General features: G+C 73.1%; 16 protein-coding genes. 11 read left to right on the top strand and 5 right to left on the bottom strand.

What is annotated here, in order from left to right:
- Positions 1 to 107: 107 nt before the first annotated feature.
- Positions 108 to 1,046: a hypothetical protein gene (locus tag ACGFIQ_RS10790; RefSeq protein WP_393242465.1), complete on the bottom strand. Its 939-nt coding sequence runs from the start codon at positions 1,044 to 1,046 to the stop codon at positions 108 to 110.
- An 11-nt stretch (positions 1,047 to 1,057) separates the two neighbouring features.
- Positions 1,058 to 1,651, bottom strand: coding sequence for a hypothetical protein (locus tag ACGFIQ_RS10785; protein ID WP_357066973.1), 594 nt, complete (start codon positions 1,649 to 1,651; stop codon positions 1,058 to 1,060).
- Positions 1,652 to 2,021: 370 nt separating this feature from the next.
- Here ACGFIQ_RS10785 and ACGFIQ_RS10780 point away from each other — a divergent pair, with 370 nt between their 5' ends.
- The 7 genes from ACGFIQ_RS10780 to ACGFIQ_RS10750 all read left to right on the top strand — a co-directional run bounded on the left by ACGFIQ_RS10780 (position 2,022) and on the right by ACGFIQ_RS10750 (position 10,453).
- Positions 2,022 to 4,367 carry a nitrate- and nitrite sensing domain-containing protein gene (locus ACGFIQ_RS10780; RefSeq protein WP_393242462.1) on the top strand — a complete coding sequence of 782 codons (2,346 nt, stop codon included), beginning with the start codon at positions 2,022 to 2,024 and terminating at the stop codon, positions 4,365 to 4,367.
- Positions 4,367 to 4,789 (top strand): roadblock/LC7 domain-containing protein, encoded by a 423-nt coding sequence (locus tag ACGFIQ_RS10775; protein ID WP_393242459.1) that lies wholly within the window; start codon positions 4,367 to 4,369, stop codon positions 4,787 to 4,789. Before ACGFIQ_RS10780 ends, ACGFIQ_RS10775 begins: the two co-directional genes overlap by 1 nt.
- A complete protein-coding gene (locus tag ACGFIQ_RS10770) occupies positions 4,779 to 5,168 on the top strand; it encodes a DUF742 domain-containing protein (protein ID WP_393242456.1) in 390 nt (129 codons plus the stop codon). Before ACGFIQ_RS10775 ends, ACGFIQ_RS10770 begins: the two co-directional genes overlap by 11 nt.
- On the top strand, positions 5,149 to 5,751 hold the full coding sequence (locus tag ACGFIQ_RS10765; protein ID WP_393242453.1) for an ATP/GTP-binding protein: 603 nt from the start codon (positions 5,149 to 5,151) through the stop codon (positions 5,749 to 5,751). Before ACGFIQ_RS10770 ends, ACGFIQ_RS10765 begins: the two co-directional genes overlap by 20 nt.
- A gap of 87 nt (positions 5,752 to 5,838) precedes the next feature.
- Positions 5,839 to 6,876: a lactonase family protein gene (locus ACGFIQ_RS10760; protein ID WP_393242451.1), complete on the top strand. Its 1,038-nt coding sequence runs from the start codon at positions 5,839 to 5,841 to the stop codon at positions 6,874 to 6,876.
- Positions 6,877 to 7,004: 128 nt separating this feature from the next.
- The gene (locus ACGFIQ_RS10755) at positions 7,005 to 8,762 is read left to right on the top strand and encodes a substrate-binding domain-containing protein (protein ID WP_393242448.1); all 1,758 of its coding nucleotides are present in this window, start codon (positions 7,005 to 7,007) and stop codon (positions 8,760 to 8,762) included.
- A 209-nt stretch (positions 8,763 to 8,971) separates the two neighbouring features.
- Positions 8,972 to 10,453: a sugar transferase gene (locus tag ACGFIQ_RS10750; protein ID WP_393242446.1), complete on the top strand. Its 1,482-nt coding sequence runs from the start codon at positions 8,972 to 8,974 to the stop codon at positions 10,451 to 10,453.
- Between the two features lie 10 nt (positions 10,454 to 10,463).
- Here the strand turns inward: ACGFIQ_RS10750 and ACGFIQ_RS10745 are convergent, their stop codons facing one another.
- Complete coding sequence (locus tag ACGFIQ_RS10745; protein WP_393242443.1) at positions 10,464 to 11,594, bottom strand: PP2C family protein-serine/threonine phosphatase; 1,131 nt, start codon at positions 11,592 to 11,594, stop codon at positions 10,464 to 10,466.
- 58 nt (positions 11,595 to 11,652) lie between these two features.
- On the opposite strand from ACGFIQ_RS10745, the gene ACGFIQ_RS10740 reads away from it, so the two are divergent.
- A complete protein-coding gene (locus ACGFIQ_RS10740; protein WP_393242440.1) occupies positions 11,653 to 12,318 on the top strand; it encodes a MarR family transcriptional regulator in 666 nt (221 codons plus the stop codon).
- Between the two features lie 92 nt (positions 12,319 to 12,410).
- Here the strand turns inward: ACGFIQ_RS10740 and ACGFIQ_RS10735 are convergent, their stop codons facing one another.
- Both ACGFIQ_RS10735 and ACGFIQ_RS10730 read right to left on the bottom strand, forming a co-directional pair.
- Complete coding sequence (locus tag ACGFIQ_RS10735; RefSeq protein ID WP_393242437.1) at positions 12,411 to 14,021, bottom strand: SpoIIE family protein phosphatase; 1,611 nt, start codon at positions 14,019 to 14,021, stop codon at positions 12,411 to 12,413.
- 274 nt (positions 14,022 to 14,295) lie between these two features.
- Positions 14,296 to 15,534, bottom strand: a complete 1,239-nt coding sequence (locus ACGFIQ_RS10730) for an ROK family protein (protein WP_393242434.1) — start codon at positions 15,532 to 15,534, stop codon at positions 14,296 to 14,298.
- 78 nt (positions 15,535 to 15,612) lie between these two features.
- Between ACGFIQ_RS10730 and xylA the strand changes: the two genes are divergently transcribed.
- The 3 genes from xylA (at position 15,613) to ACGFIQ_RS10715 (ending at position 19,799) form a co-directional block, all read left to right on the top strand.
- Entirely contained in the window at positions 15,613 to 16,800 is a 1,188-nt protein-coding gene (gene xylA, locus ACGFIQ_RS10725) for a xylose isomerase (protein ID WP_357066997.1), read from the top strand.
- 9 nt (positions 16,801 to 16,809) lie between these two features.
- Entirely contained in the window at positions 16,810 to 18,237 is a 1,428-nt protein-coding gene (gene xylB, locus ACGFIQ_RS10720) for a xylulokinase (protein ID WP_393242429.1), read from the top strand.
- 128 nt (positions 18,238 to 18,365) lie between these two features.
- Positions 18,366 to 19,799 (top strand): MFS transporter, encoded by a 1,434-nt coding sequence (locus ACGFIQ_RS10715; RefSeq protein ID WP_393242426.1) that lies wholly within the window; start codon positions 18,366 to 18,368, stop codon positions 19,797 to 19,799.
- The last annotated feature ends 103 nt before the right edge of the window (positions 19,800 to 19,902 follow it).

Here is a 19,902-nt window from a genome sequence, read left to right as displayed (position 1 = left end):
GGGTCTCCCGCCGGCGCGTGTGTTGTGTGGGTGGGGGGGGGGGGGGGCGGGGCGGGCGGGGGGGGGGCCCCCCGGCCCGCCGGGGGGGGGGCCCCCCCCCGCGTCGCTCAGCGACCCAGTACGCGGTCCAGGAAGTCCCGGTAGTTGCGCACCGCCATCCGCAGTTGCTCGGTGTCGGCCGAGCCGGCGTCCTGCCACCCGCCCAGCGTGTTCTTCTGCGCGGCCAGCGCCGAGGAGAGGGCCTGGATGGCCTCCTCCACCAGCGACTGCGCCTCGCCGGCCGCCGCGTGCGGATCGTCGACGAAACGCAACTGCACGTCCCGCCAGCGGTCCCGGAAGCCCTGCGCGGTGTCGGTGTCCAGGAGGGTGGCCGGTTCGGCCGCGACTGTCGACCCGGCGGGCCGCGATGTCCCGGCGGCTCCCAGCGTGCCGTCGCCCTCGCTGTCGACCGGCTCGCCGTCCGCGTCCGGGTCGACCATCTCCGGTGTCGCGCTGCCGTAACCGGCCGCGCCGGCGGTCACGGCGTCCGGATCGGTGCCCGGGGCGACATCCCTGCGGTGCAGGTCGGCCGTGGGGTCGGCGCGCAGACCCTCACGCTCGCCGTCCTCGGCACCGTCGCCCGGCTGGGCCGTCCGCTCGGCCCGGGCATCCGGCTGGTCCTGCGGGTGTGGGCTGGCCAACGCCGAGGCCGCCACCGCGTCGGCGACAGTGGTGGCGCCGAACGCCGTCGGCAGTGGCCCCGGCTCGTGGAAACCGCCCTCGTCGGCGGACCGGTCGTCCCGCCGGTGGCGCGGGTCGGCGTCGTCGGCGCGTGCGGTGTCGCCGGCCCGCTCGTCGGGAGCGGTCCACTCGTTCGAGCCGGCCCGCTCGTCGGAGGCGTCCCGCTCGTTCGGGGCGGTCTGGTCGTCGAAGGTGCCCCGGTCGTCCAGGGCGTCCTCACCGACGTCCGCGCGGCCGGCCCGGTCGCCGGTGGGAGGCACCGGGACGGGCGCGGACCGGACGGCCTCGGGGTGGTCGTTGCTCGCCTGCTGTTCTTCCTGGCGCATCGGTGGCCTCCTCAGCGGCTCGTGGAGTCGTGGTCCGGGTGGTGGCGCTGTTCGGGCGTACGGCGGCCAACCGGCTCCTCGCCGAGCAGGTCGGCGAAGAGGGCCCGGTAGTGCACGACCGCCTGCCGCAACTCCTCGGTGCTGGCCTCGCCCCGGGAGTTGCGCAGGTGGATGTCGTGCGCGTCGCGGTAGTTGGTCAGCGTGCGAGCGTGCTCGACGGAGAGATGGGCGATCTGGTCGGAGAAGTCGCCGGTCGGGTAGCCCTGCTCCTCGATGAGCCGGGTGACCAGTTCGTCCGCGTCGCCAACGGTTTCGCCGGGCGAGTCGATGAAGCGCACCTGGAGTTCCTCCCAGGCGGCGCTGTAGCGGGCCCGGGACTCCGGGCTGAGCGGGGTGAGCGTGAGCTCGGCGTGCCGGCGTTCCCGGTCGCGCAGTTCGCGCTCGGCGGCGGACCGGCTGTCCTGCTCCTCCACCACCCGGTCGTACTCCGGCCCGAACCGGTCGCGCAGCGCGCGACGGCGGCTGAGCGACCGGGCGGCCACGGCCAGCACCGCGACGATCACGAGCACGACGAGCACGATGACGATTACCTGCGTGGGCGACATGGCTCCTCCTTCGTCACCTGGTATTCCCTCCGCGCACTGATCGCCAATCCCGATCCGGGGTACTTTCCTGGACGGCTTGCGGACGGGAGCGGGAGAAGAGGGCCGCAGCCCCGCCAACCGGCTCAGACCTGACCCAGTCCAGAAAACGCGTCGGTCCGGGTCGATCATGAGCGGATCCGCCGTCGCCCTGTGAGGCACATCTCGGAGCGTCGATGTCGGCGCGACGGGCGGTAGTGCAACCGCCCCCGATTACGTATCCTGCCCAAGGCGCCCGCGCCGGTGCCCGGAGTTCCGCCGGGCGCGCAGCCGGCCGACGCGTTGCCCGGCGGTGCCGGCACCCCTCCTGCCACCCCTGTACGGGCGAGGTCTGATGAGAACCCGCGACTGGCCGATCCGCTCCAAGCTGACCGCGTTGGTCGTCGCGCCGGTGACCGCGCTCCTGGCGCTGTGGATCTTCGCGACCACGCTGACCTTCGGTCCCGCCCTGGACCTGCTCTCCGCCCGCACCCTGCTGTACGACCTGGGTCGCCCCGGCGAGGTCGTGGTCACCGAGCTGCAACGGGAGCGCCGACTCTCGGTGGTGCAACTCGCGGGCACCACCCGGCTGCCCGTCCTGGCCGAGCAACGGGCCCGCACCGACCGGGCCGTCGCCGAGCTGCGCCGCCGGGTCGACGGCGAAGCCCTGCGCGACGCCGCGGCCGATCCGCTGGAAGCCCGGATCGACCACCTGGTCACCGCCCTGGCGGCGCTGCCGGCCGGCCGGCAGTTCATCGACGACCGCGGTGTGGACCGCAGCGGCGCGATCGGCCTGTACAGCGGCATGGTCACCGCGGCCTTCCAGGCGTTCTCCGCGATGGCGACCCTCAACGACCCGGACCTCAACCGGCAGGCACTGGCGCTCACCGCGTTGGGCCGCTCCCGGGAGCTGCTCGGCCAGAGCGACGCGCTGCTGACCGGCGCGCTGAGCGCCGGACGGTTCGCCGAGGGGGAGCACACCCAACTCGTGCAGGCCATCGGCAACCAACGGTGGCTCATCGAGAGCGCCGTGGCCGACCTGCCCGAGACCGGGCGGGTCGCGTACCAACGGTTGACCGAGAGCGAGGCGTTCACCCGGCTACGCACGATGCAGGACGCGCTGCTCCTGGCCGACCGGTCCGGTCGGCCGCCGATCGACGCAGCGGCCTGGCAGGCCAGCCATGACACGGTGCAGCAGCAGCTGCGCGATTTCGAGCTGGCCGAGGCCGACGGCCTCACCGACCGCTCGGTGCCGATGGCGGTGGGCATCCTGGTGCGGCTCGCCGCCGCCGGGGTGCTCGGGCTCGTCGCCGTGGTGGTCTCGGTGCTGGTGGCGCTGCGGCTCGGCCGCACGCTGGTCCAGCGACTCAGCGGCGTCCGCACCGCCGCGCTCGAGTTGGCCGAGCACCGTCTCCCGGACGTGGTGACCCGGCTGCGTCGAGGCGAGCAGGTGGACGTCGCCCGGGAGGCACCGCCACTGGAGTACGGCCACGACGAGATCGGCGAGGTCGGACGCGCCTTCACCGAGGTGCAGCGCACCGCCGTCCAGGCCGCCGTGGACGAGGTCACCCTGCGTCGTGGGCTCAACGAGGTCTTCCTCAACATCGCCCGACGGAGCCAGAGCCTGGTGCACCGTCAGCTGCACCTGTTGGACCGGATGGAACGCCGCGCCGAGGACCCGGACGAGCTGGCCGAGCTGTTCCAGGTCGACCACCTGGCGACCCGACTGCGCCGGCACGCCGAGGACCTGGTCATCCTTGCCGGCTCCGCGCCCGGCCGCGGTTGGCGAAACCCGGTCGCGATCGTCGACCTGGTCCGCGGCGCGATCTCCGAGGTCGAGGCGTACGACCGGGTGGACATCACCGCCACGCAGCCCGCCGGTGTGCTGGGCCGGGCGGTCGGTGACGTCATCCACCTGCTCGCCGAGCTGGTCGAGAACGCCACCGCCTTCTCCCCGCCGGACACGCGGGTCACCATCACCGGGGAGCAGGTGGCCAACGGGTACGCCCTGGAGGTCACCGACCAGGGGTTGGGCATGTCCGCCGCGGCCCTGGAGGCCGCCAACACCCGGCTGGCCAGCTCACCCGAGTTCGATCCGGCGCAGAGCGCCCGACTCGGCCTGTTCGTCGTGGCCCGGCTGGCGGCCCGGCACGGCGTACGTGTCGAGTTGCGCCCCTCCGAGAAGGGCGGGGTGACCGCTGTGGTGCTGATCCCCGCCGACCTGATCACCGCCGAGCCACCCGCCGGCCCCGACCCCGCCACGCTTGTCACCGCGTCGGCCGACCCGGCCCGGCGGCTGGCCCGGACGGCTCGCCGGGGCACCCTGCCCCGCACCCGCCCAGCCACGGCCTCCCGCGCCGGCACCGCCCCGCCCGCCGGAGCACCCACCCCGGGCGGCGTGGCGGTCGACGCGGGATCGACAGTGGACGACGAACTGGACGGCCTGCCCCGCCGGGTACGACGTCGTACCCCGGTCGCCCAGCCCCGCTCGACAGTCACCGACACCCCGGCGCCCCGGTCTCCCGAGGAGGTGCGCCGGGTGATGGCGGCCCTCCAGGCCGGCACGGCACGTGGGCGCGCCACCGTCACCACCCCGCCCCTTCCGGCGGCGCCCGCGGTGCCGGACGATCGGGCTGCGTCGGCCGCCCCAGCCGGCCCCGCGACTACCGAACCCCCGACCGCGACTGAGAGGGACGCCTAGTGCGGCAATCGACGAAGCAGAGCGCCGGCCTGGACTGGTTGCTCGACGAGCTGGTGCAACGGGTGCCGGCCGCCCGGGAGGCGGTGGTGCTGTCCGCTGACGGTCTGCTGCTCGGCTGTTCGGCCGAGTTGGACCGCTCCGACGCGGAGCACCTCTGTGCGCTCGCCGCCGGCTTCTCCAGCCTGGCGCGGGGTGCCAGCCGGCACGTGGACGGCGGGCCGGTCCGGCAGACCGTGGTGGAGATGGAGTCGGCGTACCTCTTCGTCACCGCGGCCGGGCAGGGTGCCTGCCTGGCGGTGGTGAGCGACGCCGACGCGGACATCGGGTTGGTCGCGTACGAGATGGCGATGCTTGTCATCCGGGTGGGGGAGAGCCTCGCCGCGCCGCCCCGATCGCCGGTGGGAGCCGGTGATGCGGGCTGAGCCGCCCGGGCCGCAGCACGAGTGGCTGGACGGCGAGGCCGGCCCGGTAGTGCGCCCGTACACGCTCACCAAAGGGCGGGTACGCTCCGCCGTCGACGGGTTCGACCTCGTCGCGTTCGTGCTGGCGGGATCGGACGTCGACGCGGCGGAGCATCCGCACCTGCTCCCGGAGCATCGACGGCTGATCGCGTTGGCCCTCCGGCCGGTGTCGGTGGCCGAGTTGGCAGCCGAACTGGACCTCGCGGTCGGTGTGGTCCGGGTGCTCCTCGGTGATCTCCTGGGTGCGGGCCTGGTCGCGGTGCACGAGCCGCCGACCGCCGGAATTCTTCCCGACGACGACATCCTCAAGGCGGTGGTCAGTGGACTCCGTGCGCTATGACCAGGTGGGCACCAGCACCACCATCCCGCTGGCACTGAAGATCCTCATCGCGGGTGGCTTCGGGGCCGGCAAGACGACGCTGGTCAGTGCCCTGAGCGAGGTGCGGCCGTTGCAGACCGAGGAGGTGTTGACCGGCGCCGGGGTCGGCACCGACGACATCTCCGGGGTGGAGGGCAAGTCGACCACCACGGTGGCGATGGACTTCGGCCGGATCACCATCAACGACGACCTGCAGGTCTACCTGTTCGGCACGCCGGGCCAGGATCGGTTCTGGTTCCTCTGGGACGAGTTGGCGTTCGGCGCACTGGGCGCGGTGGTGCTCGCCGACACCCGTCGACTGGCCGACTGTTTCCCGTCCATCGACTACTTCGAGCAGCGTGGCATCCCGTTCGTGGTGGGGGTGAACTGCTTCGACGACTCCCGTCGTTTCAACCTGGAGACCGTACGCCGAGCACTCGACCTGGACCCGGACGTGCCGATGGTGCTCTGCGACGCCCGGGACCGGCAGTCCGGAAAGATGGTGTTGATCGCCCTGGTCGAGCACGTCGCCCGGCAGCGCGGGGAGCCGGTGCCGACGGCCTGAAGTCCGGTCGGCAAAGCCGGTTAACCGGCGGGCAATGCGGGCAGCCTCTGGTTGGATCAACGGAGGACGCCGGCGGAGGAGTGGGACGTGAGTGGTCAGGGTGAGGTCGTCCACATCGGGGGCTACACCGAGCAGAGTGGTGGGCGGGGCAGCGGCATCGTCGCCGCACACCGCGACCCGACGACCGGGGCGCTGACCCCGCTCGGCACGGTGGCGGTCACCCCGTCCCCCTCCTTCCTGACGCGGCACCCCACCCAGCCGGTGCTCTACGCGGTCAACGAGTTGACGGACGGGGAGATCAGCGCCTGGCGGGTCGGGCCGGACGGCGGGCTGGATCCGCTGGGCAGCCGGTCGACAGGTGGGGCCGAGCCGTGCCACCTGGCGGTGTCGCCCGGCGGGGGTCACCTCGTGGCGGCCAACTACGGCAGCGGCAGCATCGCGGTCTTCCCACTCGACCCGCGGGGCGTGCCCGGCGAGCGCAGCGATCTGGTGGTGCACGAGGGGCACGGCCCCGACCCGGAGCGGCAGGACCACGCACACGCCCACATGGTCTCCCCGGTGGCGGGCCGGGGGCCGCTGCTCGCGGTGGACCTCGGCACCGACTCGGTCTACCGGTACGACCTGGACGCCGCGACCGGGCGGCTGGTGCCCCGCGCGCCACGCGTCCGTACGACGCCCGGCACCGGGCCCCGGCACCTGGCCCGGCACCCGGACGGACGGCGCTGTTATCTCGTCGGTGAGCTGGACGCCTCGGTCACCGCGTACGACCTGACCGATGACGGCGCGTTGCACCAGCGGGGTCGGGTCGAGGCGAGCGAGCGGTCCGGTCATGTCCAGCCGTCGGAGGTCGCGGTCAGCCCGGACGGCCGGTTCCTCTACGTCGCCAACCGGGGGGTGGGGACGCTCGCCGCCTTCACTCTGGCCGGGGAGCTGCCCGAGTTGGTGGCCGAGGTGGACACCGGCGGTGAGTGGCCCCGGCACTTCGCGCTGATCGGGGAGCACCTCTACGTCGCCGACGAACGGGCGGACATGGTGCGGATCTTCCGGCGCGACGTCGAGACCGGCGTTCCGGCGGCGGTCGGAGAGCCGGTGCTGGTGCCGAGCCCGACCTGTGTGCTGCCGTGAGGGTTTGGCAACACCTCGGGGCTGGCACGTCACGCTGTGTTGTTAAATAGTGGTCAACTGTTTCTCCTCCGTAACTTTCGTCCGAACGGATGTGGCGGGAACGGCACCTTGTACGCAAGATGGTCACCGTGTCAGCAGGCCGCCATCGCATGCGTTCGAAACTCCACCTAGCAGCCGCCGCTGCGATGGCGACGGTGCTCGTCGTCACCACCGGCGTGTGGTTCGGCTACCGGGAGTTGGTCCAGTCCAACTGCTCGGGGGAGATCCGACTCGCGGTGGCTGTCGCCTCCGAGTTGGCGCCCGCGGTGGACGCCGCCGCGTCCCAGTGGGTCAAGGACGGCGCCGCGGTGGGTCCGACCTGCATCCGGGTCGATGTCTCCGCAGCCGACCCGGTCGACGTGGCGGCCGTGGTGGCGGCCAAGCACGGCGCGGTCCTCGCCGGTGTGGGGCAGGCCAGTGGCACGGCCGTCAGCCCGGACGTGTGGGTACCGGACTCCTCGACCTGGCTGCTGCGGTTGAAGAAGGACGCGACCGCGTTCGCTCCGACCAACGGCGCGTCGATCGCGCGCAGCCCCATCGTCGTCGCGATGCCCGAGCCGATCGCCACCCGACTGGGCTGGCCGGACAAGAAGTTCAACTGGACCGACCTGCTCAAGCAGCTCAACAACACCAACGCGCCGCTGCGCACCGGGATCGTCGAGCCGACCCGCGACGCCGCCGGCCTGTCCGGTCTGCTCTCGCTGACCGCCGCCGCCAACGGCGCGGGCGGCGACGCCCAGCGCAACACCGTCGGTGCGCTCCGCGCACTGGCCACCGGGCGTTCCTCGCTCCGCAACGACCTGTTGGCCCGCTTCCCGACCGCCAACGACGCGACCTCCATCGCCAGCGGTCTCGGCGCGGCGGCACTGTCCGAAGAGGACGTGATCGCCTACAACAGCAAGAAGCCGCCGGTGCCGCTCGCCGCGCTCTACATGGAGCCGGCCCCGATGCCGCTGGACTACCCGTACGCGGTGCTGCCCGGCATCGAGCCGAGTAAGGCGTCGGCGGCCCGGGTGCTGTTCGAGCTGCTCACCAGCCCGAATTTCCGGGACCGGCTCGCGGCGCAGTCGTTGCGCGCGCCGGACGGCAACTGGGGTGCCGGCTTCCAGGCACCGCAGGGTGCCCCGAGCCCGTCCGGCGGCGCGCCGACCGCGCCGGCGAACGGCGGCACCGCCGCGGGTGGGTTGGACCCGGCCGCGATCCAGCGGGTCGTGTCCAGCTGGTCGATCGCCACCCAGTCCGGCCGGATGCTGGCCGTGATCGACGTCTCCGGCTCGATGAAGGACCCGGTGCCGTCGGCCAACAACCGGAGCCGGGAGGAGGTCACCGTGGACGCGGCACGCCGCGGCCTGGGCCTCTTCGACGACTCCTGGTCGATCGGCCTGTGGACCTTCTCCACCAGGTTGGCCGGCAACCGGGACTACCGCCAGTTGGTCCCCATCGGGCCGCTCTCCAGCCAGCGGGCCCAGCTGGAGGGGGCGCTCGCCACCGTGAAGCCGTCCAGCGGCGACACCGGCCTCTACGACACGATGCTGGCCGCGTACCAGGCGGTGCAGGAAAACTGGCAGCCCGGTCGGGTCAACTCGATCGTGCTGTTCACCGACGGCAAGAACGAGGACGACGACGGCCTCAACCAGCAGCAGTTGCTCGCCAAGCTCAAGCAGATCGCCGACCCGGAGCGGCCGATCCAGGTCATCATGATCGGCATCGGCGAGGGCGTCAGCAAGGCCGAGCTTGAGTCGATCACGAAGGTGACCGGGGGCGATGTCTTCGTCACCAAGGACCCGAGCGAGATCGGCAGCATCTTCCTCAGCGCCATCGCGCGGCGCCCACCAGCGCCGCGCTGAGCCGCCGCGAAGGAGTCAGGGGCCTGCCCGCCGGGTGTCCGTTGGGCAGGTCTCTTTTGGCTTCCAGGTTGAGGAAAAGTGACGGCAATACGTCCGAAGCAATCGGCAGTCATAGTTATCGGGGCAGGATGTCGACTGTTCCGGCACGGTCGGTCCGCCTTCGGTCCGACCTGTTGACCGGGGCCACCCTGAGCAGAGTGGGAGGGCCGGTGACCGCGGCGACACTGTTGACCCCCGCCACGTCGGCGGAGCCGAACGGCCCTCGGGCCGGGCTCGTGGCGCGCGCCGACGAGCGGTCCTACGTTCGGGTCATGGTGGTATTGGACACCACCGTTCTCATCATCGCGCTGCTCATCGGATACGTCGCCCGCTTCGGCGACGACCAGCCGACCGGCTCCGAGGTCCCGTACGTGCTCGTCGCGCCCGGGTTGGTGCTGGCGTGGCTGATCTCGCTCAAGGCCCTCGGCTGCTACGACGACCGGGTGATCGGCTACGGGGCGGACGAGTACCGACGGGTCAGCTCCGCGAGCCTGCGCCTGGCCGGCGCGATGGCCATCATCGGCTACATCACCGATCTTGGCGTCTCGCGGGGCTTCCTGGGCATCTCCTTCGCGGTGGGCACCGTCGGGCTGGAGGTGGCGCGGTTCGGCGCCCGCAAGCGCCTGCACCGGGCCCGTTCGATGGGTGTCGGCTGGTCCCGCAGGGTGCTGGTGGTCGGTGACACCGCCCACGTGTTGGAGTTGGTGCACACGCTGCGCCGCGAACCGTACGCCGGCTACCAGGTGGTTGGCGCGTGCATCCCGGACGCGCTGCTCGCACCGGTGGCGCAGCGACTGGGCGACGTGCCGGTGGTGGGGTCGTTCCGTGGTATCCCGGAGGCCGCCACCGCCATCGGCGCGGACACGGTCGCGGTGACCGCCTCCGGCGAGCTGACCGCGACCCGTCTGCGGCGCCTCGGCTGGCAGTTGGAGGGCACCGGCGTCGACCTGGTCGTGGCGCCCGCGCTGACCGACGTCGCCGGCCCACGCATCCACACCCGCCCGGTCGCCGGCCTGCCGCTGATCCACGTCGAGGCACCGGAGTTCCGTGGTGCGCGCAAGCTGGTGAAGGGGCTGGTCGACCGGTCGGCCTCGTCGCTGGCGCTGGCGCTGCTGTTGCCGCTGATCGCGTTCATCGCACTGGCCATCAAACTGGACAGTCGGGGCCCGGTGCTCTTCCGCCAGGTCCGGGTCGGGCGGGGTGGGCAGGAGTTCGGCGTGTTCAAGTTCCGCACCATGGTGGTGAACGCCGACGCGCTGCTCGCCGAGCTGACCGCGCGCAACGAGACCGACGGTCTGATGTTCAAGATGCGCCACGACCCCCGGGTCACCCGCGTCGGCCGGCTGCTGCGCAAGTGGTCGCTTGACGAGCTGCCGCAACTGGTCAACGTGCTGTTGGGTCAGATGAGCATGGTCGGCCCCCGTCCGCCGCTGCCCTCCGAGGTGGCCCGCTACGACGGCGACGTGGCCCGGCGGCTGCTGGTCAAGCCCGGCATGACCGGGTTGTGGCAGGTCAGCGGCCGGTCCGACCTGAGCTGGGAGGACGGCATCCGGCTCGATCTCTACTACGTGGAGAACTGGTCCCTCGCCGCCGACCTCACCATCCTCTGGAAGACCTTCGGTGCGGTCCTGAACGGCCGCGGAGCGTACTGACGAGCGCCGGTCACGCCTGCGGGCCGTGCCAGTCGAGACAGACGACCACCGCGTCGTCGACCAGGTCACCGGCCACGAACGCGCGCAGATCACCGATCAGCGACCGGACGGCGTCCAGTGGCGCCATCGGCCCGGTCCGCCGCAGGAACCGGTCCAGTGCCGTCTCGCCGTAGCGCACGTGCTGCCCGGTGGCCTCCACCACCCCGTCGCTGACGACGAAGACCCGGTCACCGCGTTGCATCGGGAACGTCTGCTCGTGGTAGTCGGTCTCCTCGAACATGCCGAGTGGGAACTGCGCGTCCAGGGGTTGCTCGGTGACCTCCCCGTCGCGCAGCAGGACGAGCCGGGGTGACCCGGCGTCGACAACTGTCATCACCCCGGACCGCAGGTCCAGCTCCATCAGCAACGCGGAGAGGTGCTGCTCACCCCGGTACAGGTCGAAGATGGCCTGGTCGGCGAGGGCGGCCTGGTCGGCCAGGCTCAGGCCGGCCCGACGCGCGTTGCGCAACGCGTGGGTGGCCAACGAGGTGAGCAGGGAGGCGGCGACACCCTCACCGGTGCCGTTGATGGTGGACAACCAGAGCCGCTGCCCGTCGTCGGACCAGTCGAAGCTGTCGCCGCGCACCGCGTACGCCGGCTCCAACTGCCCGGCCAGACTGAACGCGGGACGGATCCGGCTGCGGCCGGGGAGCAGGTCCCACTGCATCTCGGCGGCCAGGGTGAGGCGCTGGGCGCGCCGCGCCGCCCGGTAGACGTCGGTGCCGGCGGAGACCGCCGCCACCTCGTGGGCCAGTGCGGTGGCGATGTCGGCCAGCTCGGCGACGACCTCCCGATCGTCCGGAACGGGTGCCAGACACAGCACCCCTCGACGCTCGCCCCGCATGGTCACCGGGAACCAGGCGGTGCCGTCGGTCAGGAGCGGAGACTGGTGATCGAAAGCACGCCAGGCGGGGTGCCCGGGGCTGGTGATCGAGTCACCCTCGGTGAGCGGCAGGAGTTCGGAGAGCTTGTAGTCGACCTGGTACAGCTCGACGTCGGTAATCCCGTACGACCGGACGAGCACCTCCCCGACACCGCCCACGAGCCGGTCGGCCGGTGCCTGGTTCAGGGCGCGGCGTGCCTGACTGACCGGTTCGCTCATCGTCGCTCCCTCGCTGAAAGCTCGACCACCAGTGGGTTCGGAGTAGTCTCGGGCCACCATGGCCGAACTTCACGGTCCGACGGACCCCGAGACGAGTATGGCTGCCGCGCTGGACGAGGCGGCCGCTGCCCTGCTGGGCATCTGGGAATCCGCCCGGGAGGGCACCGCTCACCGGGTGTCCGGTGCCCAGCTACGAGCGGTGATGGTGGTGGAGCGGCACGACGGGATAAACCTGCGGCGGCTGGCCACTCGGCTCGACATGCTGCTCAGCTCCGCCAGCCGCCTCTGCGACCGGCTGGTGGCCGCCGGCATGCTGGAGCGCGAGCCGGGGCGCTTCGACCGGCGCGAGATCTCGCTGCACCTCACCCCGGAGGGCCGCCGGCTCCTCGCCGAGCTGCGGGCCGACCGTCGGGCGCAGCTGGCTGTCGTGCTGGCCGAGATGAGCCCGGAAGGCCGCGACGCGCTGCTGGGCGGCATGCGGGAGTTCGACGAGGTCGCTCGCCGGCAGCAGGCGCGGAGCACGCCGGCGTCGGACGACCCGACGGGGCCGGAGGGCTGGCCGAACGACCCGGACCGGCCCGGTGGGCGGTCGGGGGACTGGTCGCGCGACAGTCAACGGCAGACCCGCGCGGCCTGGGCGGCCCCGTCGGGCGACCCGGAACGATCCGTCGGCACCACCGGGGAGTGGCCGACCGGCGAACCGCCGGTGGCGCGTACCGCCTGATCCCACCGCCCGGGCGGCACGCAGCCCCCGCCCGTCAGCGGCCTGATCCCACCAGCGGGGGCCGGCGCGCCGTCCTCGGTGCGGGCCGTCGATCACACCGGCGTGGAGGCACCCACGGCCAGCATCGCGATGTCGTCGTGGGCCTCCCCGGCCAGCCACTCGTCGACAGCCCGCAGCACCCGGTCGACGAGCGCCGCCGGCGACCGACCGGCCGCCGAGGCGACCGCGGCGTGCAGCCGGGCCGCACCGAACGTCGCCAGCTCGCGGGGGCCGCAGGCCGCGGTCACCCCATCGGTGTACGCGAGCAGCAGGTCGCCCGGATCGAGGTGCACCCGGGTCTCGGCGAATCGTGCGACGGTCAGCGCGCCGACCGGCATGCCGCCGACCGGGACCGGAGTGACAGTGCCGTCGGCGCTGACCAGCAGTGGTGCCGGGTGACCCCCGCCGGCGAGCCGGACGTCCAGCCCGGCGGGCCCGCAATCGATCGAGCCGAGCAGCAGGGTGGTCAACTGGCTGCGCCGCGCCGCGTCCGGTGCGTCGACCAACGCCCCGTTGAGCAGTTGGATCAGCTCCAGTGGACGACGCTCGACGAGCCGCAGCGTCCGCAGCGACTGGCGGACCCGGCCCGTCAGGACGGCCGCGCCCACTCCCTTGCCGCACACGTCGCCGAGCGCGAACAGGGTCCCGTGGGGGTGTGGGAACACCTCGTAGAAGTCGCCGCCGATGCGCAGGCTGTCCCCGGCGGCCCGGTATCCGCCGGCCATGATCACCCCGGGCACGGTGGGCAGCTCGGGTGGCAGCAGACTGGCCTGGAGCACCTGGGCCAGGTGGGCCTGCTCACCGTGGAGGTCGGCGGTGCCCAGTGCGGCGCCGGCCCGGGCGGCGAACTCACGGGCCAGCTCGATCTCGCGCCTGTCGAAGCCGGCCCGCCCGGCGCGGCGGACGAGCAGCAGGGCACCGGCCGACCCGTCCGCGTTCAGCAGTGGGCTGACCAACACGGTGCCCGGCGGGCCGAAGCCGGGCGGCAGTAGGGGAGCCAGGTCGGCGGGCTCGGCGTCCAGCCAGCGCTCCGGCTCGGCGGGCTCGCCGGCGAGCGCCTCGGCGAGACCGGGCACGCTGCTGGTCAGCGTCGCCCCGGCCAGCCCGGCGACCGGGGCCGGCTCGCCGTCGGCGTACCGGATCCACCGGGTGGGTGGCTCGGCCGTGACGGCCGGTCGGGGCAGTGCCACGGCGACGTCGGCCAGGTAGGGCACCGCGAGGGTGATGGTGGCCAGGAGCACCTGGTCGCGGTGCACGGCGAGCCCGAGCCGGCTGCCGGCGTGGGCGAGGAACGCGGTGCGGGAGCGCTCGGCGCGCAGGGCATCAGCCTGGGCGTGCTCCTCGGTGACGTCACGGACATACCACGCGAACCGGGAGCCGGTGAGCTGTCGCCGGGTGCCGTGCAGTCGCCGGCCGTGGTGTTGGGTGTCGAAGGCCGCGGAGTTGGCGGCAACAGCTCGGGCCAGGGCCGCCACCGGGCAACCGGCCAGGTCGCTGCCGACGGTGATCTCCGGGAGCAGCGCCGCCGCCGTGGCGTTGGCCATGGTGACCCGACCGGTCTCGTCGGTCGTCAGCACGGCCTCGGTGAGCCCGTCGAGCAGTTCGCGGGCCAAACTCGCGTCGGCCGGCTGCGCGGTGCCGCTGGGGTGGCGGGTCGCGGTCACCGTCGGACGCCACCGCACGTCTGACGACCTGTGCGCATGCTGCTTCTCGCCTCCTCGCCGCGGATCGCTGCCTGCGGGGCAAGGCTACCGACCCCCTCGGACACGCGCCCAGAGCGCAGGGCGCCGAGTCGACACGCCCCCAGGGCGCGGAGCCGACGCGCGCCGCTGGCGCAGAGGGCGGAGCCGACGCGCGCCGCTGGCGCAGAGGGCGGAGCCGACGCGCGCCGTGAGCGCAGGGGGCGGCGCTGACGCGTGGTGGCATGCAGGGTGGCGGTCAGCCGGAGCGGGCCAGCCAGCCGGCGGGTTGGGCGACGATCCGGCGGGCCACCGAGCCGGCGGCACCCACCGCGGCGGCCTCCGCGCCGAGCCTCGACGGCCGGACCGTGACTGGCGACCAAGCCGCGGTGAGCACCCGACTGGCGATCTCGGCGAGCACCGGCGGGCACAGCCAGGGTGCCAGCGCCGCGTACCCGCCACCGAGCACCACGGTGTCCAGGTCGAGAAGGTTGACGACACCGGCCACCGCGACACCGAGCGCCGTCCCGGCGTCGTGCAGCGCCCGCAGCGCGTCCGGGTCACCGGCTTCGGCCAACTCGGCCAGCCGCGCCGTCGCGGTGTCCGCGGGGAGTTCCGCCCGGGCCAGCCCGGCGGCGGTCACGATCGCCTCCTGGCCGGCGTACTGCTCCAGGCAGCCCTGCCCGCCACAGCGGCACGGACGGCCTTCGGGGTGCACCGGGAGATGCCCGATCTCGCCGCTCCAACCGCGCACGCCACGGAACAGGGCGCCGTCCAGCACGATGCCGGCGCCGATGCCCACCTCTCCGGAGATGTGCAGGAAGCTGGACGGGCCGGGTGGCCGGGAGTGCAGCTCGCCGAGTGCGGCGAGGTTGGCCTCGTTGTCCACCACCAGCGCCGGGACGCCGGGCACCTGCTCGACAAGCGGAGGGTGCTCGGCGAGCAGCGCGGGCACGGGCACGTCGCGCCAACCGAGGTTCGGCGCGAGCCGGACCAGCCCGGCGTCGTCCACCAGGCCGGGCACCGCGAGTGCGGCCCCGACCAGGGTGAGGCCCTCGCGGGCGGCTTCGTCGCGGGCATCCCCGGCTATCTCGACCAGCTGGGCGAGAGCGTCCGCCGGTGCCACCGGGCGTAGGTCGGCCCGGTGCACGATGCGGTGCCGGACCTGTCCGGCGAGGTCCACCACGCAGACCGCCAGGTAGTCGACGTTGACCTCCAGGCCGAGCCCCGCCGGCCCCTGGTCGGCCAGGACCAGCCCGCGGGCCGGGCGGCCGGCGCCGGAGCGGGGCGCCGGGTCGGACTCGCTGACCAACCGGCCGGCGAGCAGGTCCTCGACCACCGCGGACACGGTTGCTCGGGTCAGGCCGGTCGCGGTCGCCAGATCGGCCCGGGACGGGGGTCGGTCGGCCGCGGCGATCCGGCCCAGGACCAGGGCGAGGTTGAGCTCGCGCAGACTGCCCTGTCGGACTGCGCCGGCCGGGGCGTGGGTGAGGCTCACCCCTTGACAGTGCCATAGGGTGAGCAAATAATTCAATCGCTGAACAAATAGCGGACAACACCACCCCGGAGGTCGCTCATGGCACCCCGTCCCACCCCCGCCGACAAGTTCTCCTTCGGGCTCTGGACCGTGGGCTGGCAAGCCCGCGACCCGTTCGGTGACGCCACCCGTCCCGAGCTCGACGCGGTCGAGGCGGTGCACCGGCTCGCCGAGCTGGGCGCGTACGGCATCACCTTCCACGACGACGACCTGATCCCGTTCGGCGTCGACGCCGCCACCCGGGACCAGCACATCGCCCGGTTCCGCAAGGCTCTCGACGAGACCGGCCTCGTGGTGCCCATGGTCACCACCAACCTCTTCACCCACCCGATCTTCAAGGACGGCGGCTTCACCAGCAACGACCGCGACGTCCGCCGCTTCGCGCTGCGCAAGGTGCTGCGCCAGGTCGACCTGGCCGCCGAGCTGGGCGCCAGCACGTTCGTGATGTGGGGCGGCCGCGAGGGCTCCGAGTACGACCTCGCCAAGGACGTCCGCGCCGCCCTGGACCGCTACCGCGAGGCCGTCGACCTGCTCACCCAGTACTCCATCGACAAGGGCTACAACCTGCGGTTCGCCCTGGAGCCCAAGCCCAACGAGCCGCGCGGCGACATCCTGCTGCCGACCATCGGGCACGCGCTCGGCTTCATCTCCCAGCTTGCCCACCCGGAGCTGGTCGGTCTCAACCCGGAGGTCGGCCACGAGCAGATGGCCGGGCTCAACTACGCCCACGGCATCGCCCAGGCGCTCTGGCAGGGCAAGCTGTTCCACCTGGACCTCAACGGCCAGCGCGGCATCAAGTACGACCAGGACCTGGTCTTCGGCCACGGTGACCTGATGAACGCGTTCGCCCTGGTGGACCTCCTGGAGAACGGCGGCCCGAACGGCGGCCCGGCCTACGACGGCCCCCGACACTTCGACTACAAGCCCTCCCGCACCGAGGACATGGACGGTGTCTGGGCCTCGGCGGCGGCCAACATGAGCACCTACCTGCTGCTCAAGGAGCGGGCCGCGGCGTTCCGCGCCGACCCCGAGGTGGTCGAGGCGCTCGCCGCCAGCAAGGTCGGCGACCTGAACACGCCGACGCTCAACGACGGCGAGGGCTACGAGGAGTTCCTGGCCGACCGGTCCGCGTTCGAGGATGTCGACGTCGACGCGGTGGCCGAGCGGGGCTTCGCCTTCGTCCGGCTCAACCAGCTCGCCGTCGAGCACCTGCTCGGCGCCCGCTGAGGCCCCGCCATGCCGTTGGTCGCAGGCGTCGACTCGTCCACCCAGTCCTGCAAGGTGGTCATCCGGGACGCGGAGACCGGGGCCCTGCTTCGGCAGGGCCGCGCACCGCACCCGGACGGCACCGAGGTCGACCCGGAAGCCTGGTGGCAGGCGCTGCGTAGCGCCGTCGACCAGGCCGGCGGGTTGGCCGACGTGGCGGCGATCTCCGTCGCCGGCCAGCAGCACGGCATGGTGTGTCTCGACGAGGACGGCCGGGTGGTCCGCCCGGCACTGTTGTGGAACGACACCCGATCCGCCGACGCCGCCGCCGACCTCGTCGAGGAGGCCGGCGGCGGCGCGGCCGGGCGCCGGTTCTGGGCCGAGGCCACCGGCAGTGTCCCGGTGGCCAGCTTCACCCTCACCAAGCTGCGCTGGCTGGCCACCCACGAGCCGGAGGCGGCGGCCCGGGTGGCCGCCGTCTGCCTGCCGCACGACTGGCTGACCTGGCGGCTGGCCGGCGCACCGGGGCTGGACGCGCTGCGTACCGACCGGGGTGATGCCAGCGGCACCAGCTACTGGTCGCCAGCCACCGGGCAATACCGGCTGGACCTGCTGGAGCGGGGCTTCGGCCGGCGGTTGGTGCTGCCCGAGGTGCTCGGTCCGGCGGAGTCGGCGGGAAAGCTGTCCGACGTACTGGGTGGGCCGGGCGGCGCGCTGCTCGGTGCGGGCACCGGGGACAACGCCGCCGCCGCGCTCGGTGTCGGTGCCGGGCCCGGTGACGTGGTCGTCTCGATCGGCACCTCCGGCACCGTGTTCAGCGTCGCCGACGTGCCCGCCGCCGACGAGAGCGGTGCCGTCGCCGGCTTCGCCGACGCGTCCGGTCGTTTCCTGCCGCTGGTCGCCACGCTCAACGCGGCCCGGGTGCTGGACGCCGCCGCCGCGATGCTCGGCGTCAGCCTGGACGAGCTGGCCGAGTTGGCGCTCTCCGCGCCAGCCGGCGCGGACGGGCTGGTCATGGTTCCGTACCTGGAGGGCGAGCGGACGCCGAACCGCCCGCTCGCCACCGGCGCGGTGCACGGGCTGACCCTGCGCACGTCGACCCCCGCGCACCTGGCGCGGGCCGCCGTGGAGGGCATGCTCTGCGCGCTCGCCGACGGCCTGGACGCGCTGACCGCGCAGGGGGCCACCGTCCGCCGGGTCATCCTGGTCGGCGGCGGAGCCCGGTCGGCCGCGGTGCGCCAGATCGCCCCGCAGGTCTTCGGCTGCCCGGTCGTCGTGCCGCCGGCCGGGGAGTACGTCGCCGACGGCGCCGCCCGGCAGGCCGCGTGGGTCGCCCTGGGTGGTCCGACACCGCCGGTCTGGGCGGTCGAGGGCACCGAGGAGTACGCGGCCGAGCCCGTCCCCGCCGTCCGCGAGCAGTACGCGGCGGCTCGCGGGTTGGTGCTGGACCGGCGCTGACCGGATAGTTCGGCCAGCGGTCCCGGAGCGCCTGAGCGTCGGGATCGACGCGGGTGGGTGCCGGTGCACGTCGGCAGGCACCCACCCGCGTGACGGCACCCTCGGCGGAGTCTGGTTGGCTGCCGGTCATGACGGTGACCAGTGGCGGGCCCGGCCAGCACCCGCACGGCCGCGGCGGTGGCCCGGCGCACCGGCTGTACAGCGTCGTGGTGTTCGTGCTGCTCGCCTCACTGGACAACGTGGCGATCGGGCTGGTCCCGCCGCTGTACGGCCCGATCTCCGACGCGTTCGACGTGTCCGGTCGGCTGCTCGGTCTCGTCACCGCGGTCAGCTTCCTGGTCAGCGCGGTGGCAGCGGTCGGCTGGGCGTACGTCGGTGACCGGACCAACCGTAAGCCGCTGCTGATGGTGGGCACGCTGCTCTGGGCGGCGGGCACCGGAGGCAGCGCTCTTGCCGGCGGCTACCTGACCTTCCTGCTCGCACAGTTGGTCGCGGCGATCGGTCTCGGCGCGGTCGGCTCGGTGGGCTTCTCCGTGGTCACCGATCTGATCTCACCCACCCGGCGTGGGCTGGTGCTGAGTTTCTGGGGCCTCTCCCAGGGAGTCGGCACCCTGGCGGGCACGCTCGTCGGTGGCCTGCTCGGGTCGACCGACTGGCGGCGCCCCTTCCTGATCCTGACCGGCGTCGGCCTGGTCGCCACCCTGGCCTACCTGTTCACGTACGACGTCCGGCGTGGCCAGAGCGAGCCGGAACTGGCCGACCGGCTGGACGCCGGCGCCGAGTACGACTATCGGATCAGCCGCGCCGACCTGCCGCGCATCCTGGCCCGACGGACCAACCGGTGGCTGATCCTGCAGGGGCTGACCGCACAGGCCGCGTTCGGCTCGCTGGTGTGGCTGCCGGTGCTCTTCGCCGAACGGGCCGAGGCCCAGGGCTACTCGGCGTCGACCGCGGTGGTGGTGGGCAGCGTCTTCGCCACCCTGTTCCAGCTCGGCGGGGTGCTGTCCATCGTGGGCGGCCTGATCGGCGACGCGGTGCAACGGCGTACCCCTCGGGGGCGGGCGTTGGTCGCCGCGGTCGGCATCCTCGCCGCGCTGCCGTTCTACCTGGTGTTGTTCTTCGTCCCGGTGACCATCGACGTGCCGGACGGTGCCAGCGGCGGTGCGGTGGTGGGCGCGGTGCTGGCCAGCGTCTTCACCGAGCCGTCGGTGGGGCTGAGCCTGCTCACCGCGGTCGTGGCGCTCGCGCTGACGTCGGCCAACTCGCCGAACTGGTTCGCCCTGATCGCCGACGTGAACCCGCCGGAGCACCGCGGCACTGTCTACAGCCTGGGCAACCTGGTCAACGGGGTCGGTCGCGCGGCCGGCAACGGGTTGGTGGGGGTGGCGTTCCAGGGGTTGCGGGCGGCATTCCCGCCGCCGCTGAACTTCGCGGTCGGGCTTGCCGCGTTCCAGCTCTTCTTCATCCCCACCGGCGTCATGTACTGGCTGGCCTCCCGCACCGCACCGGAAGACATCGACAACGTCCACAACCTCCTGAACACCCGAGCCACCCGCCTCTAACCCACCCCACCCCGCCCCCGAGCGGGCCGAGCCATCCCCGGTCTCGCGATCTTGCGCTTGCTGCCCCGACCGGCCCGCCCGCCCGCGGAGCGGGCCGGTCGGC

It is taken from the genome of Micromonospora sp. NPDC048898 (assembly GCF_043198035.1).
Classification (GTDB): Bacteria; Actinomycetota; Actinomycetes; order Mycobacteriales; family Micromonosporaceae; genus Micromonospora.
Note: the sequence above shows the minus strand (reverse complement) of the source record. Positions and strands in the feature narration are given on the sequence as shown.